We start from the raw sequence: 25,625 nt of genomic DNA on the forward strand, positions 1-25,625 counted from the left end.
ATTACTCTTCGCTAGGTATCGCTTTTTCAACAACACTAATTGCAAGCTCAGCTAACGAATCCATATTAGGCTTACTAGGCGCGTTAGTTAATAAACACGACGCTTGTGTTGTTTTAGGGAAAGCAATAACGTCACGAATGTTATCGGTACCACATAAAAGCATTGCTAAACGGTCAAGGCCAAATGCTAAACCAGCATGTGGTGGTGTACCGTATTTAAGTGCATCAAGTAAAAAGCCAAATTTGTCTTGTTGCTCTTGCTCGTTAATACCTAAAATTCTAAATGCAGTTTCTTGCATATCTGCATTATGAATACGTACCGAACCGCCACCTACTTCGTAGCCGTTTAATACCATGTCGTAGGCATCTGAAATAGCCGCAGCAGGGTTTGCTTCAAGCTCACTTGCAGTAATATCTTTTGGTGCAGTGAATGGATGATGCACAGCATGTAATGTGCCCTCGTCATCTTCTTCAAACATTGGGAAATCTACAACCCAAAGTGGTGCCCAACTATTAAGGTTAGTGATTTCTAAGTCAACACCAATCTTAACGCGCAGTGCGCCCATTGCTTCATTTACTGTATTGCGCTTATCGGCACCGAATAAAATAATATCGCCAGACTGTGCATTAGTACGCTCAAGTAATTTTGTGATTACGTCTTCGCTTAAAAACTTAGCCACTGGTGATTGAACACCTTCAGCGCCTGCAGTGTGGTCATTTACTTTCATCCACGCCATGCCTTTAGCGCCGTAAATACCAATAAACTTAGTGTAATCGTCAAGCTGTTTACGAGAAAGCTTAGCGCCACCCGGTACAGTTAATACAGCAACACGACCTTTTTCGTCGTTAGCTGGACCTGAGAAAACATTAAACTCTACGTCTTTAACTAAATCTGCAACATCAACTAACTTCATTGGGTTACGTAAATCTGGCTTATCAGAACCGTAAAGGCTCATTGCCTCGCTGTAAGGCATGATTGGAAAATCGCCTAAATCAACGTTTAACAATGTTTGCCACATCTCGCGGATCATTTTTTCAGTCATACCACGTACTTGATCAGAGCTCATGAACGAGGTTTCTATATCTATTTGGGTAAATTCTGGTTGACGATCGGCACGTAAATCTTCATCACGGAAACATTTAACAATTTGGTAGTAACGGTCAAAACCCGACATCATCAACAATTGCTTAAATAACTGTGGAGACTGTGGTAAAGCGTAAAAACTACCTTTATGAACGCGACTTGGCACTAAGTAATCGCGTGCGCCTTCTGGCGTTGCTTTAGTAAGTACAGGTGTTTCGATGTCTAAAAAGCCGTTTTCATCTAAAAAGCGACGAACAAAGCTGCTTGCTTTAGCACGTAATTTAATACGGTCACTCATTTCGAGACGACGTAGGTCTAGGTAGCGGTATTTTAAACGACGCTCTTCTGAGTTTACTTGGTTAAAATCAAGTGGAAGCGGTTCAGAGCGGTTAATAATTGTAAGCTCAGTACCTAAAACTTCAATTTCACCTGTTGCCATATCTTTATTTACTTGGCTATCAGGGCGTGCACGTACAGTACCTTTTAGCTGAACACAAAATTCTTGGCGAAGTGTGTTAGCTGAACTCATTAACTCTTCAATGTCAGAGTCGAATACAACTTGTACTAAACCTTCTCTATCGCGTAAATCGACAAAGATAAGTCCACCAAGGTCACGTCGTTTGTTGATCCAGCCACATAGTTCAACTTCTTGATCTACGTGAGTTTTATTTAGCTGTCCGCAATATATAGAGCGCATAGTTTTCCTGTCAGATAAAAGGCTTAAACGGTTGTATTTATTTGTTTTAAGGCGTGTGATTTAAAAAACAGGTCACCACAATACAAATAAAGCCGCTAGCAATCTAAAAATAATCAAATTAAGCCCTGCATTATACTCAACTAACATTAAGATGCTAGGGCGTGTGCCGCTTTTGCCCCTGAATTTACAGCAGCTTGTTTTGTTATTTGCTACACTATCGTCACTTTATAATAAGGCGCTAGTTTGTATGTTATATATTGGATGCCCGCAGTGGTCGAGTAATGCATGGAAAGGCAATTTATTTTCAAGCCAATGTAAAAATGCCGATATGCTTAGCCAATACGCACAACATTTTAACTCTGTTGAAGGTAATACCAGCTTTTACGCTGATCCTTCGCCAAGCACCGTATTGCGCTGGGCAAACAGCGTACCCGATGATTTTAAATTTACGTTTAAGTTTAATCGTCGCTTTAGCCACGAGCTGCATCTTACTAATGTTCAAACCGAGCTTACTGATTGGCTTAACTTGTTCTCCCCTATTTTAGAAAAAACCGGGCAAATCATGCTGCAATTACCTAAAGCATTTGGCCCTGGTGACTTACCCAAACTCGCCCAATTTATTAGCCTGTTACCAAAAGAGGTTAATTACGGTGTAGAGGTACGTCATACTGCGTTTTTTCAAAAGGGTGAAGCCGAAATAGCGCTTAACCAATTATTAATGGCAAACAACATAAATCGTATATCGATGGATACTCGCGCCCTATTTGCGGTAAAACCAACAACCGAAGCGCTAATAGATGCACAGCAAAAAAAGCCCCACTTACCGGTACATGCAATAGCTACTGGCTCAGAGCCTATGGCGCGCTTTGTAATAGCCGATTTACAAAACGACTATAAACCCTTTTATAAACCGTGGCTAAGTAAAGTAAAACAATGGCTTGATGAAGGAAAAACCCCTTATGTGTTTTTTCATACGGCAGATAACCGAGAAGCGCCATTATTAGCAAGGCAGTTTTGCAAAGACCTTGGTTATGATCACAAAGCATTAAACCCATTTACTGGCGAAAAAGAAGCCCACCAGCAAGCACTTTTTTAAAAGTAAAACGACAGAGAAACAATAATGAGTGAATACGCACGTTACTTTACCGGCTACCCAGCTAACATCGTTGAGCAAGTATTAAGCCTTATAAATAACAAAAAGGTATGTGACTACTTACTTAAAAAGTATCCGCAAGCACATACCATTACTAGCGATAAACTACTTTATAACTACGCAACCGAGCTTAAAAAACAGTATTTAAAAAATGCACCACCGTTTGGGCGCGCAGCATTTAAAAAGCAAGGCGACATGGTCACCAACGCACTTGGTACACATACGTATCGAATGCAAGGTAAAACCCGTAAGCACGATTTAGCGATAAACAGCGACTTGCTCCGCGCTCCCGAGCCATTATTAAAAGCGTTAGTGGTACATGAGCTCGCCCACTTTAAAGAAAAAGACCACAACAAAGGTTTTTATCAACTTTGCTGCCATATGGAGCCGAGTTACCACCAGCTAGAGTTAGATTTAAGGATTTTTTGTGTGGTAGTAGCGATGGGAGAGAACCCGTATGGATAAAGAGATGTAAAATACAACGTTATCAACAGCTTAAGGATTTAAAAATGGATTTAAGAGATTTCGGTCTATTCTTAGAATTTATGATTGAAATACAACCACTAATATTTTTAATCATCAGTGTCTTCGCTGTCTATCTAAGTTTTAAAATGCTTTCAAATGCAAAAGCATCTAGAGCACATGAGGAAAGAATGAAGTTAGCTGAAGTAAAAATGAATATCAGAGCTTTATTTGCTAAATCGATTGATAACCTTACTGATGCATACGACCAAAACAGCTTAATTTTTACGAAATTAGAAACCTCTTTTCCTAACTATGCATCTTTATACATAGATAAACATAAAGAAATGCTTGAAGTATCAAAAGTACAAAAAAAAGAGATGGAGGAAACGTACAGAAACTATATCGAAAATATTGAACGTTCGATTGTTCTCGAGGACTCAATCAAGTTTCTTTTACAGCTTCAAGGCAGCTGCTTCGTTTCTCCTAGGAATAATATATCCACGGAAAAGTATTTTGATGGTATGTTACAAAGTATTGAACATTTAGAAAAATCACTTTCTGATAATAAAAGTAAACGTTTCAGAAATCGATGTGACTTTCACAACTAACTAGTTATTTAAATTAAAAAACGCGATTTTATACCGCGTTTTTAAGTAACTTTTCAACTGACAGCTAAAAAGCGTGTTGGGTTTCGTTTCCCTCAACCCAACATAAGGTTAAAGCCCTAAGCCTGCCATAAAGTCGTCATCTGCGTCGTCTTGCACAACGTCTTTAGCGTTTTCTTTTTCAGCTTTCTTTTTAGCTTCGTTTTCAATTATGTCATCTGGATCTAGTGCTTCTGCAATATCAAAGTCGTGTAATTTAATGAACTCTGTTTTATCCATCGCTAGTTCCAAGTAAAAAATATTTTGTTTACTTGTGGTGAATGTTACGCGACGGGCTTGCGGGCGATCCATTGTGGTATCTACCGATATTTGCACTTGCTTATTTATTGCCATCATTTTTGGCTGGTTTTGCGTAATAGACGTATGTAATTGCTCACGCACTTTAGACGTAAAGTCGCCAACAATTTGATTCATCAACTCGCCTAGTACGTTTGATACGTCGTCTGATAAATGGCTATGCGCTATTTCATCTTCTGGCATCCCCATGTTGCGCATGTAATCGCCATAAATTTCCATCGCTGCTTGCGAAGTAAAGTTGGTAATTACGAGCCCTGTAAAACCGCCATCAAATAAAACAAAGCAACCAATATCTGGTCGCATACATGTACGTGTTATTTTTTGCACCATGGCTGAGTAGCTAATACCATTACCGCTGGCTGATGTGAGTACACCTGTCACTGAATGACAAAGGGTTGCTAATATATCGTCTGTGCTGATGACCTTACTTTTGCTCATTTAATCTTCTCTTTTGTACTTATTATTCATAATTCTAGTCAAGCTACTGAATTTATCACTGACTATCCAGTATAAAATGTTAAAATAGCGCCATTATTTACAAAGAGACTGCCTTCGTGACCATAAAAGACAGTATTTATGCCTCTGAGCAACAAGTAAAAGATTTTAGCTTTGACCAAAATGTAGTCGAAGTTTTTCCAGATATGATCCAGCGCTCTGTGCCTGGCTACGCAACGATTGTCAGTACAATGGGTAAACTTGCGGGTGAATACGCACAAAGTAACTCAAATCTTTATGATTTAGGCTGCTCTTTGGGCGCAGTCACGCTTAGCATGCGCCGTAATATTCACACCGATAACTGCCATATAATAGCGGTAGATAACTCTCAAGCTATGGTTGAGCGTTGTAAGGTGCACTTACAAGGTTTTAAATCGGATGTGCCGGTTACTGTTACTTTGGGCGATATTAACGAGCTTGAAATTCAAAACGCCTCGGTTGTGGCAATGAACTTTACGCTGCAGTTTATTCCACACGCACAGCGCCAAGCCGTACTTGAGAAAATATACGCTAATTTAAAACCTGGTGGTGTATTGATGCTAAGCGAAAAAATTAAAGCCGAAAACGAGCAATGCGATAACCTATTAATTGATTTGCACCACGACTTTAAACGTCACAATGGCTACTCGGAGCTTGAAATAAGCCAAAAACGTACCGCCATCGAAAACGTTATGCGCCCAGATACACTAAGCGCTCACTTTACTCGCTTACAAGATATTGGTTTTAGCCAAACTCAAGTGTGGTATCAATGTTTTAATTTTTGCTCAATGGTAGCAATTAAATAAAGAGAGTCATCCATGTCTCAATGGTTTAACCAATTTTACGCATCTATCGCACAAAGCCCACTTAGTCACTGGCTAGAAACCCTCCCTGCTCAATTAAAACATTGGCAAAACGAGGCTAGCCACGGTGATTTACCTAAATGGCAAAAAGTACTTAAAAACTTGCCTGAGGTGGCAACTTCGCATGTTGATATTTCTACTAAGGTAGAAATTGGCGCGCCAGGGGAAATGAGTGATGGCGAGCAAAAGCAAGCCATGCATTTATTAAAACGCATGATGCCATGGCGCAAAGGCCCATTTAGTGTGCACGGTATTGAAATAGATACAGAGTGGCGCAGTGATTGGAAGTGGGACCGCCTGCTTCCTCATATTGAGCCACTAAAAGGCCGCACTGTTTTAGATATTGGTTGTGGCTCAGGGTATCATTTATGGCGTATGCGCGGTGAAGGCGCAGAGTTTGTCGTGGGTATTGATCCATCTGATTTATTTTTATGTCAGTTTCAGGCAATTAAACACTACAACCCAGATGAAAACGTACATTTACTGCCACTAGGCGTTGAAGCATTACCCGAGCTTAAAGCGTTTGATACTGTTTTTTCGATGGGCGTACTTTATCATCGTCGCTCACCTATCGACTTTTTAGCGCAGTTAAAAGCGCAGCTTCGCCCAGGCGGCGAACTCGTACTTGAAACCCTAGTAATTGAAGGCGACGATAACACGGTATTAGTCCCTACCGACCGCTACGCTAAAATGCGCAACGTTTGGTTTATTCCAAGTACTGCAGCATTAAAGCTGTGGATGGAACGTGTTGGCTTTAAAGATGTGCAAATAAAAGATTGCGCTATTACCACACTTGAAGAGCAACGCAAAACCGACTGGATGGAAAACGAATCGTTAATCGACTTTTTAGATCCAAACGATACAAGTAAAACAATTGAAGGCTACCCTGCTCCACTTCGAGCCATATTAACCGCAAAAGCATAGCTGTTAATTTAACGCCTTTAATACTAAAAAAACGCCTACGGGCGTTTTTTTGTTTATTTAAACAACAAACAGCGGACAAGTGTCCTTGTTAATTATTTCAAAATTACATTTACGCTAGCCGCGACCTTGCAATTGTTGTAAAATACGCGCGTTTCTAAGCAACCCAAAACAACTATTTTGAGGAAAACCTGTGAGCGAACAAAAACAGTCTCTAAGCTATAAAGACGCGGGCGTAGATATCGACGCTGGTAATGCACTTGTTGAGCGTATTAAAGGCGTAGTTAAAAAAACTCGTCGTCCTGAAGTAATGGGCGGAATTGGTGGTTTTGGCGCACTTTGCGAAATTCCTGAAGGCTACAAGCAACCAGTATTAGTTGCAGGCACAGATGGCGTTGGTACTAAACTACGTTTAGCAATTGACTTAAAAAAACACGATACGGTTGGTATTGATTTAGTTGCAATGTGTGTGAACGACTTAATTGTTCAAGGTGCTGAACCCCTGTTTTTTCTAGATTATTATGCAACTGGTAAACTAGATGTAGACACAGCAGCTGACGTAGTGACAGGTATTGGCAAAGGTTGTGAAATTTCAGGTTGTGCCCTAATTGGTGGCGAAACAGCTGAAATGCCTGGTATGTATGATGGTGAAGACTACGACATGGCAGGCTTTTGTACAGGCGTTGTAGAAAAATCAAAAATTATTGATGGCACAAAAGTAGCAGCAGGCGATCAGCTTATTGCACTTGCATCAAGCGGTCCTCATTCAAATGGCTTCTCTTTAATTCGTAAAGTACTTGAAGTGTCAAAAGCTGATACCAGCGCTGACTTTGAAGGTAAAACATTAGGCGAAACTCTACTTGAGCCTACGCGTATTTACGTAAAACCTTTACTTGAGTTATTCAAAAACGTTGACGTACATGCGCTTTCGCATATTACTGGCGGCGGTTTTTGGGAAAACATTCCACGCGTATTACCCGCTTCAGCAAAAGCTGTAGTTAAAGGTGATAGCTGGCAGTGGCCACCAATTTTTAATTGGTTACAAGAAAACGGCAACATTACTACACACGAAATGTACCGTACATTTAACTGTGGTGTAGGCATGGTTTTAGTAGTCCCTGCAGACAAACTTGAGCAAAGCTTAACAATGCTAAAAGACTTGGGCGAAAATGCATGGCACCTTGGTGAAATTCAAGATGCAGCAGCTGGCGAAGAGCAAGTTGAAATTGTAGGTGGTGCTAAGTAATGGCACCGACTCGTCTGGTAGTTTTAATCTCAGGTAGTGGCTCTAATTTACAAGCCATCATAGATGCCTGCGAACGTGGCGAGATAAACGGGCATATAGCGGCTGTTATTAGTAATAAAGCAGACGCTTATGGCCTAGAGCGTGCAAAACAAGCAGGTATTGCTACAAAAGTGCTCAGTCATAAAGATTTTGACTCGCGCGAAGCGTACGATGCGCAATTAATGAACGTTATCGACTCTTTTAAGCCAAATCTAGTTGTATTAGCTGGGTTTATGCGTATTCTTACTCCTGGCTTAGTGCAAAAATATGTTGGAAAAATGTTGAACATTCATCCATCTTTGTTGCCTAAGTATCAGGGGCTGAATACCCACCAAAGAGCAATTGATGCAAAAGACGATGTTCATGGCGTAAGTGTTCACTTTGTTACTGAAGAATTAGACGGCGGTCCCGTTATTCTTCAAGCGCAAATACCTGTACTCAAGGATGATACAGCAGAAACATTAGCAAAACGCGTGCATGAGCAAGAGCATATAATTTATCCTTTGGTGGTCAAGTGGTTCAGTGAACACAGACTTACTATGGAAGCAGATTATGCAGTTCTTGACAAAAAACAACTTCCTGCACACGGCGCGCACTACCCACAATAAAAAAATAAGTGCCCTGTTGTTATGTGCGGGCGCTTTACTTCCAACTAGCCTAATTGCAGGCGAATTGACCCAGTATCAAGCTAATTACGATATTTTACGCAAAGGTAAAAATCATGGTGAGGCTGTTCGTGAGCTCAAAAAAACGGGCGACGATACTTATGAACTTACTTATCACAGTAATATTGAGTGGATGATTTTTTCTGACTCTCGCGAAGAAACCTCAAAGTTTACGTACAAAGATGGCAAGGTTACCCCGCATCATTACAATATGATCCGCACCGGTACAGGCCCAGATAAAGATTACAAAATTGATTTTGATACAACAAACAAAGTAGTGACTAGCAGCGCTAGCGAATACCCACTTAAATGCGAATGGACTGATGAATTTCAGGATGCTATTTCGTACCAAGTGCAAGTACGCGAAGGATTGAAAAAAGGCGAAACAAGCTTTTCATTCCCCCTTATAGATAAAAAAGGTAACCGCCGCGACTACAACTTTGAAGTATCTGGCACCGAGATGATTTCGTTGCCTATCGGTAATGTAGAAGCTATTAAAGTAAAGCGTTTATACGATAACGATAAACGCCAAGCAATTGCATGGTTTGCGCCAGAAATGGATTACATGCTGGTACGTATGTGGAAAGGCGAGAAAGGGATGGAACAGTTTGAAGTGCAAATGAACTCATTTACTGTTACTGCGCCTACTGCTGTTGCGCCTGCAACAGCAGAGCAACCTCAAGAAGCTAACTAAATTTAATTAAACCAAAGTTAATATTTAAAATAGGTGGGCTAAATTAGCTCACCCATTTTAAACAATGCAAATTCCCCAGGCTCCATTTTTTGCCAGCGCTCATCATTCGTCAAAGGCCTTGTAGCTATAACTGTTACTACATCGTTTGGTGTGGTCTCTTGTTGAAAATCAACCACCATGTCGGCATCAATCAACGTTGCTTTACCAAATGGCGCACGGCGCGTTATGTAATGTAAGTTATTAGTGCAATACGCTAAAACAAACACCCCATCGGTCAATAACATATTAAACACCCCTTTTTCACGCAGAGTTTGCGAAAGCTTAGCCGCGTATCTAAAAACCGACGCCATATTACTTGGACGCTTTGGGTATTTTTCACGAATTTTATCAAGCAACCAACAAAAAGCGAGTTCGCTATCGGTGTTACCTACTGGGCGATAGTACTGCGGTTTTAAATCATGATAATTAGATAGCTGCCCGTTATGAGCGTAAGTAAGCTCGCGCCCCCATAACTCTCGCGTAAAAGGATGAGTATTTTCAAGGCATACTCTCCCGCGGTTACCTTGGCGAATATGGCTAATAACCGAGACACTTTTAATGGGGTATGCTTTGACGAGCTTTGCAATTTCAGATTGATAACTCGGCTCAGGATCTTTAAAGGTTCTACAGCCTTTACCTTCGTAAAATGTAATACCCCAACCATCTTTATGTGGTCCCGTGTTTCCGCCACGCTCTAAAAGGCCTGAAAAACTAAAACAAATATCGGTAGGCACATTGGCTGACATGCCAAGTAATTCACACATTAATAAAATAACCCTTAAAAACCATACATTAAAATAAATAGCGAATATTTGTGTATTAAGCGTACACTAAATTGCAGCCCGCTATAACGGCTATACTTACTTAAAAAGTGTCATTTTGCTATTAGATTTATTTATTTTTACGTTAACACTACTTACGGCTAATGCTTTGACTATACGATAGTTATTGAGCGTTCCTCTGTCGGGTAATTAAATATCGTATTTAAGTTACTTTCTACTACAATTTAACTTCGTTATGTACTTGAAAATTACTGTTACTAGCGCTACTCTAAGTGAGGTGGTCTGACCTCTATTAAGGAATAAAAATGACACTCATATTTACACTGGTTCTAATCGCGTTGCTTTGCACTGCGGTTTACCACAGAGCAAGTTGGAACACAGCACTTGGTGTTTCGGCTATAACTTTATTAATTGGTACCTTTGCGGGTGCTTTTGGTTTAATTAGCTGGTTGATCTTTTTGATCATCGCGGTTCCTCTTTCTGTTACTGGCCTTCGTCAGCAATATATCATCAAGCCTATTTTTGCTACGTTTAAAAAAGTAACGCCAAGCATGTCTGATACTGAAAAATCAGCTATTGATGCCGGTACGACGTGGTGGGAAGCTGACTTATTTTGCGGTAACCCAGATTGGAAAAAACTTCACCAATACCCAGTTCCTAAACTTACTATTGAAGAGCAAGCCTTTGTTGATGGCCCTGTTGAAGTAGTATGTAGCATGTTGGACGATTGGGAAGCAACGCACGAACTAACCGACCTTCCTCAAGATGTATGGCAATATCTAAAAGATAATAAATTCTTTGCCATGATCATCAAAAAAGAATATGGCGGTTTAGAGTTTTCTGCATTTGCACAGTCTTGTGTACTTCAAAAACTAACAAGTAAATCAACATTACTTTCGTCAATTGTTGGTGTACCGAACTCTTTAGGCCCAGGTGAATTATTACAACACTATGGTACAAAAGAGCAAAAAGATCATTACTTACCGCGCCTAGCGAGCGGTCAAGAAATTCCATGTTTTGCATTAACTTCGCCAGAAGCGGGTTCTGATGCAAGCTCAATTCCAGACTACGGTGTGGTATGTAAAGGGAAATGGAATGGTGAAGAGGTTGTGGGTGTTAGTTTAACGTGGAATAAGCGTTACATTACACTTGCCCCAGTGGCTACCGTACTTGGTCTTGCGTTTAAGTTACAAGATCCTGATGGGCTAATTGGCGACAATAAAGAGCCAGGCATCACCTGTGCACTTATTCCAACGGACACTCCTGGAGTTGAAATTGGTCGTCGACATTTCCCGCTAAACGTACCATTTCAAAATGGTCCTACTCGCGGTAAAGATATTTTCGTACCACTTGATTATATTATTGGTGGTCCAGATATGGCTGGTCAAGGCTGGCGCATGCTGGTTGAGTGTTTATCGGTTGGTCGTGCAATTACATTGCCGTCAAATTCTGCCGGTGGCATTAAAATGATTGCCGTTGCAACGGGTGCGTATAGCCGTATTCGTCGTCAGTTCCGTTTACCTATTGGTAAAATGGAAGGTGTTGAAGAGTCACTAGCAAAACTTGCTGGTTACGCATACAGCTCTGATGCTGCGGTTAGTATGTCTACGGGTGCGGTGGATTTAGGCGAAAAGCCATCGGTAGTTTCTGCCATTATTAAATACCACCTGACAGAGCAAATGCGTGATGCAACTATTCATGCAATGGATGTGCTTGGCGGTAAGGGCATCATGCTTGGGCCAAATAACTATTTAGGTCGTGGCTATCAAGGTGCACCTATTGCCATTACCGTTGAAGGTGCAAACATCTTGACCCGTAATATGATTATTTATGGTCAAGGTGCTATTCGCTGTCATCCATTTGTACTTACCGAGCTAGGTGCGTGCGAAATTGAAGACCGTGAAGAAGCGCTTAACGTATTTGATAAAGCGCTAATGGGTCACATTGGTTTTACTATGTCGAACCTTGTACGTACTAAATGGCTTGCACTTACCGGCGCTCGTTTTACAAGTGTGCCGTACAACGACGAAACCGCTGAATTTTACCGTATAGCGTCACGCTTTAGTGCATCACTTGCTCTTATGTCAGACATTAGCATGGCAGTATTTGGTGGTTCACTAAAACGTAAAGAACGTATTTCAGCACGTTTAGGTGACTTACTTAGTTACTTATACTTAGTGTCTGCAACGCTTAAGCGTTACAACGACGAAGGCCGTAAAAAAGAAGATTTTGCTCTAGTAAAATGGAGTTGCCAAGATCACCTTTACCATTGCCAACGTGCACTTGCTGATTTAATTAATAACATGCCTTCGGCTCCACTACGTGCCGTGTTAAAAGTATTGTTATTCCCGTTTGGTCGCCCTGTTCGTAAACCAACTGACCAACTTGAGCATAAACTTGCGCAACTACTACAAGTACCTAGTGAAACGCGTAACCGCTTAGCAAGCTACGTATACTTAAAAAATGAGCCGCTTAACCTTGTGGGCCGTCAAGAGCAAACGCTTAAAGACATCCTAGACGTTGAGCCATTATTTGAAAGAGTATGTAAAGAGAAAGGCCTTAAACTGCCATTCTTCCAGCTTGATAAGGTAGCGCAAATGGGGCTTAAAGCAGGCATATTAAGCCAAGCAGAGGCTGATAAACTAGCTGCTGTTGAGCAATCTCGTTTAGATGTTATTAACGTTGATGACTTCGACCCTGCGGACTTACTTGCAGGCAAAGCCGCACGTAATAGCGTTAAAAAAGAAGCTGATGCTGCTTAACTAAGCTAAGCATTTACAGACCAAAAGCCAGCATATAACGTGCTGGCTTTTTTATGCACAATAAAAAGTTTTAACAACGTGATGGAGTAGTTTAATTCGTTAGGTTGTTTAAATAATTATACAGCTTGGTATAACAGGCAGCTCTGACACCTAACCAACCCTAAAAGCTCTGTATTGATTAAATACCCTTAATTCATCTCTATACTCCTGTAAAAACTTAAACCCTCTCAAGAGCTCTACAAGTACAACACTATAAAGTTAATGACTATACCAATTAGCAATAATACTTAGAGCCTGCCTAGCAGTGTTAAAAGTCTCTGATATACGACTGCATGAATGCAGGAGATAGAGCAATGCAGGATCATTTGCCGAAAACAACTAAATAACGAATTATTCATTATTATCGACATGCTTTTCTTACATCAAAATAGATTACTTAATTAAGCGAACTGGGGTTAAACCTGCCGTTAAGTTAACTGCGGTAAAAGTTTCAAAGTTACGAAAGAAGGGATACAGCGCAATGCACAAGCACTTCCCAGAGCATCGGCAGATTGATATAGGTATTGATACGGATAATAAGGAATATTAGCAGGTTCGTGCAAGTAATGTGTTTGATAGCTGATAGCCAAAGAATGTTTTACTAAATTATTTAATCAAGGACTTTATAAGCTTGTTATTGAGGAAATAACAAGTGGCGGAGTGGACGGGACTCGAACCCGCGACCCCCGGCGTGACAGGCCGGTATTCTAACCAACTGAACTACCACTCCGCAGTGGTATGTGCATGGGGTAATGCACTTACTAATTTTAATCATGATATCAAATGGCGGAGTGGACGGGACTCGAACCCGCGACCCCCGGCGTGACAGGCCGGTATTCTAACCAACTGAACTACCACTCCGCAGAGATATCATTATACTTGTTATTACTTAATTTGTTGGCGGAGTGGACGGGACTCGAACCCGCGACCCCCGGCGTGACAGGCCGGTATTCTAACCAACTGAACTACCACTCCAGCATACAAATTTTGTAATATAACATTGTTTAAATAGTTGGCGGAGTGGACGGGACTCGAACCCGCGACCCCCGGCGTGACAGGCCGGTATTCTAACCAACTGAACTACCACTCCAGCGCATATTTAAACTGTTATTTTTTCTTATTGGCGGAGTGGACGGGACTCGAACCCGCGACCCCCGGCGTGACAGGCCGGTATTCTAACCAACTGAACTACCACTCCATAATAAGAATATGTTTTACAACCATACGTTGTGTAAGTGTTGGCGGAGTGGACGGGACTCGAACCCGCGACCCCCGGCGTGACAGGCCGGTATTCTAACCAACTGAACTACCACTCCAGCTTTTACTTACAAGTTTTACGAAAATGGCGGAGTGGACGGGACTCGAACCCGCGACCCCCGGCGTGACAGGCCGGTATTCTAACCAACTGAACTACCACTCCATATTTTCGTTGCTGTTTAGGTCTCCCTGACAGCGGCGTGAATAATACGAACCAACCCCTATTTCGTCAAGGGCTTTTTTGTTTTTTTATAGGTTTTTTAGTCATCTGTCATCGAAAGGTTTAAAATTTCACCTGATCTGTCATTTTTTGAGCCATTTTTACCGACTTGATTTTTTTCTGTGTCGGCAACATCACCTTCGCTTGTTTTCTTTTTCTTTAAAAAAGGCAGCTTAACTTTAAATTTAATCGGTTTTTTCTGAACAAATATACGAATTAACAACCAACCGAGTAATAAAATAAGCGTATTGCAGCCTACAATTAAACTAATAATTGTTGATGTGGCCATTTTTTCTTCAGCAGGTTCACTCTCAATCATTTTATCTGGTGTAATAATCGTTTCCGGATCAATTTCGGGCACCGCTTCTATGGGTCGTTCTATCTCAAATTTATACGTTGGCAGCGTTGCCATAAATTCACGACCATTAACATTAGTGCCAAAAACAGACAGTTCAACACTATATCTACCCCAATCATAATTTTTAACACTAATCTGACGTGAGTCTTTAGCTGCAGCATCTATGGTAAACATCTGCTCTTCGTTATTAGGATAGTATATTTTTCCCTGGATGATGACTGTTTCTGGCTTAACGATACTTGGGTCTATATTTATAGTTAACAGATGCTCGTCTGTGTCTTGCTCTGCTAACGCGACTTCGGTTACAAAAGGTGGCTCGTGCACTTCTATTGTATTTTGCACAATGCGACGCTGCAGCAGAGGTGTTGCCACGTAAAGCTCTGGTGTCCATTCACCCGCAGGAAAATCTAAAGTAAACTCGCCGGTAAACACACCATCTTTAGGGCGCTCATCAAATCCACGTCCATCGTCTTTAAATTCCGCTACTTCTTGAATGCCTGCGCCAAAGTTAGCAAAGTTTTCATTGTTGGTACTTACAAAGTCAACATTAAGGCTCACAACATCCCTAAATAGGTTTGTGTTAATTGGCTCACCGTCGTTTAGTATTTTCCCGGTGATTTTTATTGTCTCCCCCCTAAACAACATTGAAGGAAGAGGCTCTGCCTCAAGAGATATTTCGCCTAATACAACTATTCTGCTATCGGGCAAAATACTGCCTATTACTTGCCAAGGACCTGCCATAGGTTTCTTTATGGTAACTAAATCGTAGCTGAGTTCGTCAAACCAATCTAAGTTAGGGTTTTTAACTGAGTCAGTAGCAAAGTACTTACTGCCATCGGGCCGCACTAAAATAACAGCAGGCGTACCTGATTTTCTAAAAAACAGCAGTGTTATTTCATCTATTTTGCTATCTATGCGAAAACGATTATCAAGTAAAGGGATCTCATTTTGATGCCCATCGCGCTTGAGCACTTCTACTTGTTTTACGCCATATGCATTGCCAGTAAATAAACTAGCGGCACATAACGCTGTTACAAAATACATCGTTTTCATTAAATCGCCTTATTCAGCGCGCCATATACATTGGCCGCCTTCTTTGTTTACAAGATCTAATCGTGCTTCGTGTGCGCTTTGCTCAGCGTCGCTTGCTCGCAATACAACTAATGGGGCTCTATCGCTATTTAAACGCTTTATACCGCCTTTCTGTTGCTCGCTGCCGTCATCTTTGTTTTGATTCAAATTCAGCTTTGTTTGACCACCCGTCATGGCAAGGTAAACATCGGCTAAAATTTCAGAATCCAGTAGCGCGCCGTGAAGTGTTCGCTTTGCGTTATCTACATCGTAACGACGACATAATGCATCAAGATTGTTCTTTTGACCTGGATGCAAGTCACGCGCCATTTTAAGCGTGTCGAGAACTTGACAAAAAGTCTCTGTTTTAGGATAGCCCTGATTAAGTAGTGCAAATTCATTATCCATATGACCAACATCGAACGGTGCGTTATGAATAACTAACTCAGCCCCTTCAATATAGTCGAAAAACTCTTGGGCAATTTGATGAAATAACGGTTTATCACGTAAAAATTCGTTAGTGATACCGTGAACGTCGATTGCTTCTTCTTCACTTGGCCGTTGTGGGTTTATATAAACGTGAAAATTATTGCCTGTTAAACGGCGATTTACTAACTCCACACAACCAATTTCTATAATACGGTGCCCTTGTTTAGGGTCGATGCCGGTGGTTTCTGTATCTAAAACTATTTGTCTACGTGCCATATCGAATTTAGCCTGATTCTGGTATCTTTCTATAATCACTTTATTGTACATAAGATCAAGGTAAAACAGTGCAAAAAACCGTAGAGATTTACACCGATGGCTCATGTTTAGGTAATCCAGGCCCCGGCGGTTATGGTATTTTTATGATTTATAACGGCCACGAAAAAGAAATGAGCCAAGGTTATAAACTCACAACAAATAACCGAATGGAAATGCTCGCGGCTATTGTAGCCCTAGAATCACTCACTCGAGAATGCGAAGTAAACCTAACAACCGATAGCCAATATGTTAAACAAGGCATTGAATCGTGGATCACTAACTGGAAAAAACGTGGCTGGTTAACATCAGCTAAAAAGCCGGTTAAAAACGTCGATTTATGGAAACGCCTAGATAAAGCCTGTAGCGAGCACAATGTAACTTGGAAGTGGGTTAAAGGGCATAGCGGCAATAAATACAACGAAATAGTTGACGATTTAGCCCGCGATGCCGCTGGCAGTAAAGATTTACTAGAAGATGTAGGCTACCAGCCTTAAATTTATTCTAAGCTAGTTGTTATACCAATTTTATTAAAAACATGTTCATTCTATCGCATTAAATAACTCACTAACTGCGTTAAAAATTATTCATATAGAACAACTATATGTCACAATTTTCGCCTTGTTAATGTGCTATTTTCTTAGCGCTATAATAGATCACTTACTTAATGCAATTGGTATTATTTTTTTTGCTCGCACGATTTAAAGTGTTGCTTTGACGTTTGTCTAAGCCCTGCCCCTTTTACTGGTGCAAATTGCGGCCTAGCATGCCACTTAGGTTTTATTGGCGTAAGTGGCGCAACTCTTTTTCGTGCCACCAGCATATAAACACTGCCCATTGGTTTTAAATACTGTTTTGCAAAAGTACGCCAAAACTCAAATCTTGATAACCTGTTACCTCTTGCCAGTGATGAATAAATAAAACGTTCGTCACTTACAATTTCAAAACCCAATAAATTTAGCCAATCTTTAACCCTCGCAGGGGTAAAAAAGCGCCCTGTCCATGGTAATTTCTGACCACTAAAAGGCAGCATTTGTGCAAGCCCACACAAACTAAACGGGTTAAAACCAGTCACTAGTATATAACCACCCGGAATAAGCGTGCGATGTGCTTCTCGTAAAATGTGATGTGGGTCTGAATGATACTCTAAGCAGTGGCTTAGTATGCAGGCATCAATACTGTGCTCGTAAAATGGCAATTCATCTATGTCAGCAACTACCCCGGTGTAAGGCCCAGGCTCTGCAACACACACTTGGTGTTTAATCGTACTTATACTTGTGTTTAATTCGCCACTTAAATTACCCAACTTAAGCATATGATAGCCAAACATACGCGGTAGCCATTGCTCCATTTTACGTTCAATATCTGTGCGTAAATAATCCCCATGAGGAAACTGCTGCCACGACAGTGGTTTGGGTCCTTCTTGAAAACTAAGGGCTGGTTTCATTTTTTGAGCTCGTTATACTATGTGATAAGTGTCACTTTATAGAGCAATTTACCATGGTGCAAGTCAAAGCAATTAAAGCCTTTTCTGATAATTACATTTGGTGTTTAACTACCGATAACAGTAACCAAGCATGGGTAGTCGATCCAGGCCAAGCACATCCCGTATTAACGTACTTAGCTGAGCACAAACTAAGGCTTGGTGGTATTTTAATTACGCATCATCACTACGACCACACTGATGGCGTAGCTGAATTAGTTGACGCCTATCCAGATATATCGGTTTATGGCCCTGCAAATAGTCCATTTAAAGGCGTCACTCACGCACTCACTGATGGACAAAGCATCAGTGTGCTTAATATTAACTTTACTATTTTAGCAACTCCTGGGCACACGCTTGATCATATTTGTTACACAAATGATGAACTTGCTTTTACAGGCGATACATTGTTTAGCGGTGGATGTGGGCGCTTATTTGAAGGCACGCCGGAGCAAATGTGGAAATCTTTTAATAAACTAAGAGAGCTGCCTGCAAGCTGTGTTGTGTATTGCACACACGAATACACGCAAGCTAATCTTGCCTTTGCCAAAGCAGTTGAACCACGCAATCCAGAACTCCTTGCGTACAGTAAAAAAGTAGATGAATTACGCAGTAATAATCAAATCTCATTACCTACTTCTATTGGACAAGAGCTAAAAATAAATCCATTTATGCGTAGCGATTTGCCAACCATTATAGAGTTAGTGCCCGAGAAATTTATCTCGGTTACAAAAAACAATGAACCTTGGGGAAACTTTGCGAGTCTGAGACAGTTCAAAGACAATTTTTAATGCAAAAACTAATACTTTAATATTTATTTTATTAGAATCATTAACTTAAGATATAGTGATGATTCTATTTCTGCGTTTTAAAATGTCATTAAGTGGCAATGTTAACTCATAGCAGGTAGTATTCGCCGAGTTTTTTACCCGATGTATTGGTATTTATGAATAAATCTCCCCTATTAGTAGCCTTGGCGTTAGCGCTAAGTGGTTGTCAAACACTGACAACTTTAGAGTCAGACTCTAAAGTTGCCACGCAAGCAAACCAACAACTCGAAGGCGCAAGTCCTAACGACATTAACAATGCATTGATGGTAAACGCACAATATCAGCAAGTTGACTCTGATGAGCAAGAAGCTCCCGTGTTTGATGATGTGTGGGAGCGAATTCGCTACCAACTTTCTATCGAAATACCGCAAAACCGCCCTGTTGTTACTGAACGTAATTATTACGCTCGCCACCAAGCCTATTTAGATCGTATTTCTAAACGTGCAGAACCTTACTTACACTTTATTGTTGAAGAAGTAGAAAAGCGCGAAATGCCAATCGAAATTGCACTACTGCCTATTGTAGAAAGCGCATTTGACCCGTTTGGTTATTCTAATCGCAGCGCATCGGGCATTTGGCAGTTTATGCCTGCAACCGGTGAGCGATTCGATTTAAAACAAAACTGGTGGTACGACGGTCGTCGCGACATAGTGCAGTCGACTCGCGCAGCACTTGACTACTTATCGTATTTACATAAAACACTTGAAGGCGATTGGCTAAATGCGATTGCTGCTTATAATTCAGGTGAAGGGCGCTTGATGCGCGCAATTAAAAAGAATCGTAAAAAGCATTTACCTACCGATTTTTGGTCTCTTGATTTACCAAGCGAAACAACAGCCTACGTACCAAAGTTATTAGCACTTGCCGATTTATTAAAACGCTCAGATGATTTTAACGTTACATGGCAACCAGTAATTAATGCACAAGTGGTTGAAGTGGTTGATGTTGGCTCGCAAATAGATCTAGCACTTGCTGCTGATATGGCCGATATGACGCTTACAGAGCTATACAGATTAAACCCCGGTTTTAATCGCTGGGCAACTGATCCTAATGGCCCACATTCTTTATTACTGCCAGTAGATAAAGCAGAGCAATTTAGCCAAAAACTAGCAAACACTGATGTTAAAAACAGATTACGCTGGCAGCGTTATATTGTGGCTCGAGGCGACAGCTTATCAGTAATTGCCAAAAAATTTACAACGAGCTCAAGTGCAATCCGATCGCTTAATAAACTCAAATCAAATACGATTAAAGTAGGCCAAGAGTTACTAGTCCCGCTTACTGATGGCGCTATAAATAGCGAACATTTACCAAAGCAGATGCGTTTAGCTGCTAATAAAGCAACTCGCACAAAGCTTTCGCACACAGTTAAAAGTGGCGACACGTTATGGGACATTAGCCGCGAATATGACGTAACTATGGATGAGTTGGCTAAATGGAATAAGCTAAAGAAAAACTCTGTACTGCGCCTAAATCAAAAACTTACTGTGTATAAGTCAGCTAATAAACCACAAGCAACGGCAAGTACCAACCGTACTATTACATACAAAGTACGCCGTGGTGACTCACTTGCACGTATTGCGTCTAAGTTTAACCTAAGCGTTAACGAAATTATTAAGTGGAATAACTTAGCCGGTCAAAAATACTTACAACCTGGCCAAAAGCTAAAACTTAAAGTAGATGTCAGAAGTAGTTAATTTATAAAGCTACAAAAGCAAAAAGGAGCGCATGCGCTCCTTTTTTAATACCTTAAAATTAAAGTATTAAGCAGGTAGTTTTTCTAGCCATACTTTTAACCAAGGCTCGGTTACTGGCCATGGTTCAAAATCTTCACATGCATCTATTTCTAGGCGGTTGCCCACAGGCTTTGCTTGTAAATCGCGTAGTAACTCGTCAAAGCTACGCCCTGCGCCACAAAATGTATCGCCGTAACATCTGTCACCCATTGCAATTACACCAAACGGTTTATCGGTAAGCATTGGGAAAGTGCTATTCATTGCAAAGTACAATCCGGCCAAATTACTCGGTACATCACCTTGGCCTGTTGTGGAGGTAACAATTAAAATATGCGATGCATTTTTTATATCATCAAGTGATGCTTCAGTAATTACTGTAGCAGTATGACCCGCTTGCTCTATTGTGGCTGCAACTTCATCGCTTAAACGCTCTGCACCGCCATTAACGCTGCCTACAAAAATACTAATATGTGCCATTAATAATCCTTTTCTTGCTCTGGCCAACCTAGCTGCTTACATATTTCAAGCATGTCTTCACCTAGTGGCGCTTTAATTGTTATTGATTCATTACTATAAGGGTGCACAAAACTAAGCTCTGTTGCAAATAACATTAAGCGTCTTAGCTCAAAATGCTCTCTAAAAAATTGATTATGCTGGTTATCACCATGATTTACATCACCAATGATAGGCAGTGATAAGTGCTTTAAGTGTCTGCGAATTTGATGCTTTCGCCCGGTTTTTGGAAAACACTCAACTAAAGAGTAACGCACTGTTGGATACTTACCTATAGGAATAGGCAATGCAGCTTGGTGCAAGCAATTAAACTGGGTTTGCGCTTCTTGCGGTGCTTTATCTTGATCTGCAAACTTATCGGCTATTTTATCAAGTTCTTCTTTAAGCGGTTTATCTAAAAACACTGACTCTGGCGCAAAACCGCGCACTAAGGCCAGATAGCGCTTAGCAATAGTACCTTCAATAAATAGCTGGTTCATATCGCGAGCTGCTTCCGAGCTCAATGCAAACAGTAATACGCCCGACGTAGGTCTATCGAGCCTATGTACTGGAAATACATGTTGACCTAGCTGGTCGCGCAACATTTGCATAGCAAACTGGGTTTCGTGTTTATCTAAAAACGAGCGATGCACTAATAAACCTGAAGGCTTATTTATAGCCACATAGTTTTCATCTTGATACAAAATAGTCAGCTCGCCATATTCAATAGGCGCTGGAGGCTCACTCATTTGGTTCTCCTAAAAAGGTATCAAGGGCTGTTAGTAATTCAATAATTTCATCGCTTCCGGCTTTATTCACAAGTGTCATTTGCGCCATAGGGGCAATAGCAAAGTTACGCGGCAGTGGTTGCCTATGTGTTATTAATTGCTGTATTTTTTCAATAAATACAAATTGTAACCACTGCTCAAATGCCATTGTATCGTGACAAAAAGGAGTATTTGAAAGCAGTGCCTCAGCGTCTATTGGCTCACTTTGCCAAAGCGCGTGTTTTTGTAAAAGTGCCGTTAGCTGCACTAAATAAGTTTGGGTTTGCTGGTACATAACCACCCTCTTTTATATATGTAATGCAATTATACCCTGTTCCCTCACAAGCGGCTATGACGTATAATTAATGTAATTTTGCAGTAAAAACAGTTGAGAAAACAATGAGTGATCAAATAGCTACATTAGGTCAGCTTTTAGATGGTGCGGGTACTCAGTGGCGTGCTTTTGATATTGGCAGGCACATTACTAAGCTTGATAAAAAACAATTTTTAGCTATTGAACAAGCTCAAGTGCCTTACCCTTATCCACTTGCTGGTCATGCATGGCTCGCTATTCAATTTTGGGATACTAAAGCCAGTAAAGAACCGTATGTATGGTTTTTAAAATTCCCACTTGATGAGCAAAGTATGCTTGTAAGTGCTAGTCGCGATCACTTTGCTGATATGGTTATACAAGCGCTAGGCACTGAAATTACAGGCGAACAAGCCGATGGAAAGCTTGATAATAACCCTTATGTTTTTACACCAAACGCAAATAAATTAGCGGCATTTAACGCCCAAGTAAAAGTACTATTAAAACAGCCTGCATCGCAGTATTACGAGCATGCACAACTGTACTTTAGCGGTAAAATTGGTTTTGATAATTGGCAAAGTGTTGCACTACAGGGTATTGCCGATTTTGCACTACGCTTAGACAGCGATACAAACTTAAGTAATCTGCAAAAAGCATGGGCGCATTTACCTATTGAAGTACTACAACCACTCAGTGCCATGCTTGAACACGTTGAAATACCAACATCAATGAGTGAGTTACTTGTTGATTACACGCAGGGTGCAATTAGTAACAACGACACAGTGGCTATAACCGCAGCACTAAGATCAGCTTCAAAAGGTCAAGCTCAAGGGTTATGCGCTCAATTAGTTGATACTGTACTAAGCTCACCAGTGAAGCACGACTCTGACGTGTTACTAACAATAGCTGGGCGGTGTTTTAAACAATTAGAAAACCCTGAACGCTTACATGTATTTATGGATAATTGCGCGCATCATCAAAAAATTGAAGAACTGTTTCCAAGTATTTTTGCTGACTTAGTTGCAATACCAACTATTCGCCCGCATTTATTAGGCTTATTACGTAAAGAAAATCGTAGCGAAACCCTCGCGCGTGCAATTGGAAGGTTATTCTCTTAAATGGCAAGTTTATGGACGTTCATACTTATTGGTAGTGTAATTTACTTATTTTGGCTTAACCGAAAGGTTGCTGAAGCGGCGAACGTTCATGCTAAACGTCAAAGTGAGCAACTGCAGGTGCAGTTGATGAGTGTTGCATGCACAAAACGCCGCTTTGGTTTTTTAAAGAACGGCAAGCCAGGCATTAAAAGTGAATTTATATTTGAGTTTTCAAGCGACGGTGAAAATGCTTATCAAGGTGTGTTAATTATGGAGAATGAGTTTTTGAAAAGTGTGGTTGTTCCACCGCATAAAATATAAACTTAATATACTTTAAGAGTGTGTGTCTTAAATTAATAAATTTAATTCAACACAAAAAACTAAGGCGTAACTAAAGTTACGCCCCAATTGGACTGCATCCTGCTAGATATCCATTATCTTAAATCCGTATTATCATCCCCTGAACGAGTAAACAACCTTGTTTACCCTCACATTGCATCCTGCAATATCCATGGCCACCTTGGCAAACCCACGAAATCTATCGTTTGGCTACATCTGTAGCATCATCCCTGGTAATCCTTTTAAGTAGCTCCTGCCACTTTTTGCATCCTGCAATATCCATGGCCACCTTGGCAAACCCACGAAATCTATCGTTTGGCTACATCTGTAGCATCATCCCTGGTAATCCTTTTAAGTAGCTCCTGCCACTTTTTGCATCCTGCAATGTCCATAGCCATCTTGGCAAACCCACGAAATCTATCGTTTGGCTACGTCCCGTAGCATCATCCCTGGTAATCCTTTAAAGTAGCTCCTGCCACTTTTTGCATCCTGCAATGTCCACTTGCCATCTTGGCAGTCCTGCGTAAACTAACGCTCCTGCTACTTCCTGTAGCGTCATCCGTGATTATCCTAAAGTAACTCCTAGCTACTAAGTGCTTCATGCACTTCCTTATTCTTCCTTGTATCCGTTTTAGCTTGTCCTTTATGCTTCCTGCTAGCGTCTGCTATGTTGCCTATTCCTTATCCTTGGCAGTAACTCAATCATTGAGCTATGTCGTCTTGACAAAGAGAAGTTTAAAGCAATCAGGGGGGAGAAATAGGACTTAACACTAAATAAATAAACGTCACAAAAATGAAAAAACAAAATAAACACTGCAGAACAATGACTTAGAACAAAAAAGGCTACTTATTAGTAGCCTTTAAGTGACAATGCTTACGATGATGTGAGATATATCTCACGGTCTTATGTCCGTTTGGGCGCATTGGCTCACATTATAATTTTAAATAGTTGGCTCAATTATTGATTTAAACAGTAACTCGCCCTCTACTTGATTAAAAGTAAGGTGTTTAAAAGCTTCAAACTTTTCAGTTTTAAAAAATTCAATGTGCTCCTTACGTGTTACAAATACAGCCATCCCCGTTGACTCAGCGTTACATTTAACTAAATCATCCAGCCCACGTAGTAAGTAACGGCCAAAGCCTTGTCCATGAAAATGTGGGTCTACGGCAATAAAAGCTAAAAAATAGTAATTGCCTTTTTGTTTAAGGGCGTCTCTAATTGTTTGTTCTTTATCTATTAATTGATTTGTTTGTAAGTAGCCCGCACTCAGCATTAATTTTAAACGCCAGTGCCAATAACGCTGCGCTTGTAATTGGCTATTAGATTCAAATACACACGCTACTGCTTTTAATTTATCGTTGCGGTATAAACCAATTAATGGCTGTTTTTCTTGCCAAAAACTACTGAGCTCTTCGCGAATTAATGATCGTAATTTTTTTTCGTAAACTGATTTATTTTCGTCATTGTAGCTAAGCATGTTTAGTAATACAGGATCGTCATGATAAGCCTGATAAATTAGGCTCGCTGCAGTACTAATATCTTCTGCAGCTAAATACTGTACGCTGAACGTATCAGCTGGTGTGGTTACACTCATTGTATTTCCTTTATTATTTTAGCTATAGGCTGTTTAACTTTAAACCTAACTATATACCTAAAATTATTAACCGTAAATTCAGCGAGGGTTTAACTAGCAGGAGGTACAGTTAGGTACTAGTATGAATTTTCATTCATTTAAAGGAGCAATATCATGGATACGACAAAACACGACATTAACACACTTTTTGCACAGCTTGGATTACCAAATAGTGATGAGCAAATAGATGCATTTATTGCCTCACATGAATTAGAAGACACAACACTACTCCAAGAAGCTTCTTTTTGGGATGAGGCACAACAGCACTTTTTAGCTGAATCCCTTGCACAAGACGGAGATTGGAGTGAAGTAATTGACGAGTTAGATGTGCGCATTCGTCAAAGTAAGTAATTTTATTTAATGTACCCTCCCTTATTTATTGCTAACATAGCATCTGCGCAGCATT

25 protein-coding genes and 7 tRNA genes are annotated in these 25,625 nt (G+C 40.6%); 15 read left to right on the forward strand and 17 right to left on the reverse strand.

The features are described 5' to 3' along the window. Nucleotide 1: 1 nt before the first annotated feature. On the reverse strand, nucleotides 2-1,780 hold the full coding sequence (gene aspS / locus H5120_RS17830; protein WP_182675658.1) for an aspartate--tRNA ligase: 1,779 nt from the start codon (nucleotides 1,778-1,780) through the stop codon (nucleotides 2-4). A gap of 247 nt (nucleotides 1,781-2,027) precedes the next feature. Here aspS and H5120_RS17835 point away from each other — a divergent pair, with 247 nt between their 5' ends. Genes H5120_RS17835 through H5120_RS17845 form a run of 3 tightly spaced genes read left to right on the forward strand, consistent with a single transcriptional unit; the run spans nucleotide 2,028 to nucleotide 4,006 of the window. Beyond that, a complete protein-coding gene (locus H5120_RS17835) occupies nucleotides 2,028-2,876 on the forward strand; it encodes a DUF72 domain-containing protein (protein ID WP_002959975.1) in 849 nt (282 codons plus the stop codon). Nucleotides 2,877-2,900: 24 nt separating this feature from the next. Continuing rightward, nucleotides 2,901-3,398, forward strand: a complete 498-nt coding sequence (locus H5120_RS17840; RefSeq protein WP_182675659.1) for a M48 family metallopeptidase — start codon at nucleotides 2,901-2,903, stop codon at nucleotides 3,396-3,398. A 44-nt stretch (nucleotides 3,399-3,442) separates the two neighbouring features. Beyond that, nucleotides 3,443-4,006, forward strand: a complete 564-nt coding sequence (locus H5120_RS17845) for a hypothetical protein (protein WP_182675660.1) — start codon at nucleotides 3,443-3,445, stop codon at nucleotides 4,004-4,006. A 108-nt stretch (nucleotides 4,007-4,114) separates the two neighbouring features. Here the strand turns inward: H5120_RS17845 and H5120_RS17850 are convergent, their stop codons facing one another. Then, nucleotides 4,115-4,798 carry a DUF3334 family protein gene (locus H5120_RS17850; protein WP_182675661.1) on the reverse strand — a complete coding sequence of 228 codons (684 nt, stop codon included), beginning with the start codon at nucleotides 4,796-4,798 and terminating at the stop codon, nucleotides 4,115-4,117. 116 nt (nucleotides 4,799-4,914) lie between these two features. Here H5120_RS17850 and cmoA point away from each other — a divergent pair, with 116 nt between their 5' ends. The 5 genes from cmoA (at nucleotide 4,915) to H5120_RS17875 (ending at nucleotide 9,262) form a co-directional block, all read left to right on the forward strand. After that, nucleotides 4,915-5,640 (forward strand): carboxy-S-adenosyl-L-methionine synthase CmoA, encoded by a 726-nt coding sequence (gene cmoA, locus H5120_RS17855; protein WP_182675662.1) that lies wholly within the window; start codon nucleotides 4,915-4,917, stop codon nucleotides 5,638-5,640. 12 nt (nucleotides 5,641-5,652) lie between these two features. Next, entirely contained in the window at nucleotides 5,653-6,621 is a 969-nt protein-coding gene (gene cmoB, locus H5120_RS17860; protein WP_182675663.1) for a tRNA 5-methoxyuridine(34)/uridine 5-oxyacetic acid(34) synthase CmoB, read from the forward strand. Between the two features lie 190 nt (nucleotides 6,622-6,811). Then, nucleotides 6,812-7,864 (forward strand): phosphoribosylformylglycinamidine cyclo-ligase, encoded by a 1,053-nt coding sequence (gene purM / locus H5120_RS17865; RefSeq protein ID WP_002959993.1) that lies wholly within the window; start codon nucleotides 6,812-6,814, stop codon nucleotides 7,862-7,864. After that, nucleotides 7,864-8,511 (forward strand): phosphoribosylglycinamide formyltransferase, encoded by a 648-nt coding sequence (gene purN, locus H5120_RS17870; protein ID WP_182675664.1) that lies wholly within the window; start codon nucleotides 7,864-7,866, stop codon nucleotides 8,509-8,511. Before purM ends, purN begins: the two co-directional genes overlap by 1 nt. A 16-nt stretch (nucleotides 8,512-8,527) precedes the next feature. After that, a complete protein-coding gene (locus H5120_RS17875; protein ID WP_182675678.1) occupies nucleotides 8,528-9,262 on the forward strand; it encodes a DUF3108 domain-containing protein in 735 nt (244 codons plus the stop codon). 38 nt (nucleotides 9,263-9,300) lie between these two features. On the opposite strand, the gene H5120_RS17880 is transcribed toward H5120_RS17875, so the two are convergent. Next, nucleotides 9,301-10,065, reverse strand: a complete 765-nt coding sequence (locus H5120_RS17880; RefSeq protein WP_182672923.1) for a class II glutamine amidotransferase — start codon at nucleotides 10,063-10,065, stop codon at nucleotides 9,301-9,303. Between the two features lie 323 nt (nucleotides 10,066-10,388). On the opposite strand from H5120_RS17880, the gene fadE reads away from it, so the two are divergent. Next, nucleotides 10,389-12,845: an acyl-CoA dehydrogenase FadE gene (gene fadE / locus H5120_RS17885; protein ID WP_182675665.1), complete on the forward strand. Its 2,457-nt coding sequence runs from the start codon at nucleotides 10,389-10,391 to the stop codon at nucleotides 12,843-12,845. Between the two features lie 692 nt (nucleotides 12,846-13,537). Here fadE and H5120_RS17890 read toward each other — a convergent pair. The 9 genes from H5120_RS17890 to dnaQ all read right to left on the reverse strand — a co-directional run bounded on the left by H5120_RS17890 (nucleotide 13,538) and on the right by dnaQ (nucleotide 16,495). Continuing rightward, nucleotides 13,538-13,614: transfer RNA gene (locus H5120_RS17890), tRNA-Asp, on the reverse strand. 54 nt (nucleotides 13,615-13,668) lie between these two features. After that, nucleotides 13,669-13,745 (reverse strand) — tRNA-Asp (locus H5120_RS17895). 37 nt (nucleotides 13,746-13,782) lie between these two features. After that, nucleotides 13,783-13,859: transfer RNA gene (locus tag H5120_RS17900), tRNA-Asp, on the reverse strand. 38 nt (nucleotides 13,860-13,897) lie between these two features. Further along, nucleotides 13,898-13,974, reverse strand: a tRNA-Asp gene (locus H5120_RS17905). 31 nt (nucleotides 13,975-14,005) lie between these two features. Next, nucleotides 14,006-14,082: transfer RNA gene (locus tag H5120_RS17910), tRNA-Asp, on the reverse strand. Nucleotides 14,083-14,123: 41 nt separating this feature from the next. Continuing rightward, nucleotides 14,124-14,200: transfer RNA gene (locus H5120_RS17915), tRNA-Asp, on the reverse strand. Nucleotides 14,201-14,227: 27 nt separating this feature from the next. After that, a tRNA-Asp gene (locus tag H5120_RS17920) sits at nucleotides 14,228-14,304 on the reverse strand. A gap of 97 nt (nucleotides 14,305-14,401) precedes the next feature. Next, entirely contained in the window at nucleotides 14,402-15,772 is a 1,371-nt protein-coding gene (locus H5120_RS17925) for a TIGR03503 family protein (protein ID WP_182675666.1), read from the reverse strand. Between the two features lie 9 nt (nucleotides 15,773-15,781). Beyond that, the gene (gene dnaQ, locus H5120_RS17930) at nucleotides 15,782-16,495 is read right to left on the reverse strand and encodes a DNA polymerase III subunit epsilon (RefSeq protein ID WP_024606537.1); all 714 of its coding nucleotides are present in this window, start codon (nucleotides 16,493-16,495) and stop codon (nucleotides 15,782-15,784) included. Nucleotides 16,496-16,563: 68 nt separating this feature from the next. Here dnaQ and rnhA point away from each other — a divergent pair, with 68 nt between their 5' ends. Then, nucleotides 16,564-17,028, forward strand: coding sequence for a ribonuclease HI (gene rnhA, locus H5120_RS17935; protein WP_024606536.1), 465 nt, complete (start codon nucleotides 16,564-16,566; stop codon nucleotides 17,026-17,028). 182 nt (nucleotides 17,029-17,210) lie between these two features. On the opposite strand, the gene H5120_RS17940 is transcribed toward rnhA, so the two are convergent. Beyond that, nucleotides 17,211-17,978: a class I SAM-dependent methyltransferase gene (locus H5120_RS17940; protein WP_182675667.1), complete on the reverse strand. Its 768-nt coding sequence runs from the start codon at nucleotides 17,976-17,978 to the stop codon at nucleotides 17,211-17,213. Nucleotides 17,979-18,031: 53 nt separating this feature from the next. Between H5120_RS17940 and gloB the strand changes: the two genes are divergently transcribed. Together gloB and H5120_RS17950 are read left to right on the forward strand one after the other, a co-directional pair. Continuing rightward, nucleotides 18,032-18,805, forward strand: coding sequence for a hydroxyacylglutathione hydrolase (gloB, locus tag H5120_RS17945; protein ID WP_182675668.1), 774 nt, complete (start codon nucleotides 18,032-18,034; stop codon nucleotides 18,803-18,805). Nucleotides 18,806-18,960: 155 nt separating this feature from the next. Then, a complete protein-coding gene (locus H5120_RS17950) occupies nucleotides 18,961-20,541 on the forward strand; it encodes a LysM peptidoglycan-binding domain-containing protein (RefSeq protein WP_182675669.1) in 1,581 nt (526 codons plus the stop codon). Between the two features lie 66 nt (nucleotides 20,542-20,607). Here H5120_RS17950 and H5120_RS17955 read toward each other — a convergent pair whose 3' ends face one another. Genes H5120_RS17955 through H5120_RS17965 form a run of 3 tightly spaced genes read right to left on the reverse strand, consistent with a single transcriptional unit; the run spans nucleotide 20,608 to nucleotide 22,134 of the window. After that, nucleotides 20,608-21,057, reverse strand: a complete 450-nt coding sequence (locus H5120_RS17955; protein WP_010553680.1) for a flavodoxin — start codon at nucleotides 21,055-21,057, stop codon at nucleotides 20,608-20,610. After that, nucleotides 21,057-21,821, reverse strand: coding sequence for a tRNA pseudouridine(65) synthase TruC (gene truC / locus H5120_RS17960; protein WP_182675670.1), 765 nt, complete (start codon nucleotides 21,819-21,821; stop codon nucleotides 21,057-21,059). Before truC ends, H5120_RS17955 begins: the two co-directional genes overlap by 1 nt. Next, complete coding sequence (locus H5120_RS17965) at nucleotides 21,814-22,134, reverse strand: YqcC family protein (RefSeq protein WP_002963030.1); 321 nt, start codon at nucleotides 22,132-22,134, stop codon at nucleotides 21,814-21,816. The genes truC and H5120_RS17965 overlap by 8 nt, the downstream gene beginning before the upstream one ends. Before the next feature lie 104 nt (nucleotides 22,135-22,238). On the opposite strand from H5120_RS17965, the gene H5120_RS17970 reads away from it, so the two are divergent. Both H5120_RS17970 and H5120_RS17975 read left to right on the forward strand, forming a co-directional pair. Continuing rightward, nucleotides 22,239-23,267 carry a DUF3549 family protein gene (locus tag H5120_RS17970; RefSeq protein ID WP_182675671.1) on the forward strand — a complete coding sequence of 343 codons (1,029 nt, stop codon included), beginning with the start codon at nucleotides 22,239-22,241 and terminating at the stop codon, nucleotides 23,265-23,267. Then, on the forward strand, nucleotides 23,268-23,567 hold the full coding sequence (locus tag H5120_RS17975) for a DUF3301 domain-containing protein (protein WP_002963032.1): 300 nt from the start codon (nucleotides 23,268-23,270) through the stop codon (nucleotides 23,565-23,567). A gap of 959 nt (nucleotides 23,568-24,526) precedes the next feature. On the opposite strand, the gene H5120_RS17980 is transcribed toward H5120_RS17975, so the two are convergent. Next, nucleotides 24,527-25,180: a GNAT family N-acetyltransferase gene (locus H5120_RS17980; protein ID WP_024597670.1), complete on the reverse strand. Its 654-nt coding sequence runs from the start codon at nucleotides 25,178-25,180 to the stop codon at nucleotides 24,527-24,529. 153 nt (nucleotides 25,181-25,333) lie between these two features. Here H5120_RS17980 and H5120_RS17985 point away from each other — a divergent pair, with 153 nt between their 5' ends. Next, nucleotides 25,334-25,570, forward strand: coding sequence for a DUF2789 domain-containing protein (locus tag H5120_RS17985; RefSeq protein WP_002958240.1), 237 nt, complete (start codon nucleotides 25,334-25,336; stop codon nucleotides 25,568-25,570). Nucleotides 25,571-25,625: the final 55 nt, after the last annotated feature.

It is taken from the genome of Pseudoalteromonas sp. SR43-2 (genome assembly GCF_014163885.1).
GTDB classification, from domain to species: Bacteria; Pseudomonadota; Gammaproteobacteria; order Enterobacterales; family Alteromonadaceae; genus Pseudoalteromonas; species Pseudoalteromonas distincta.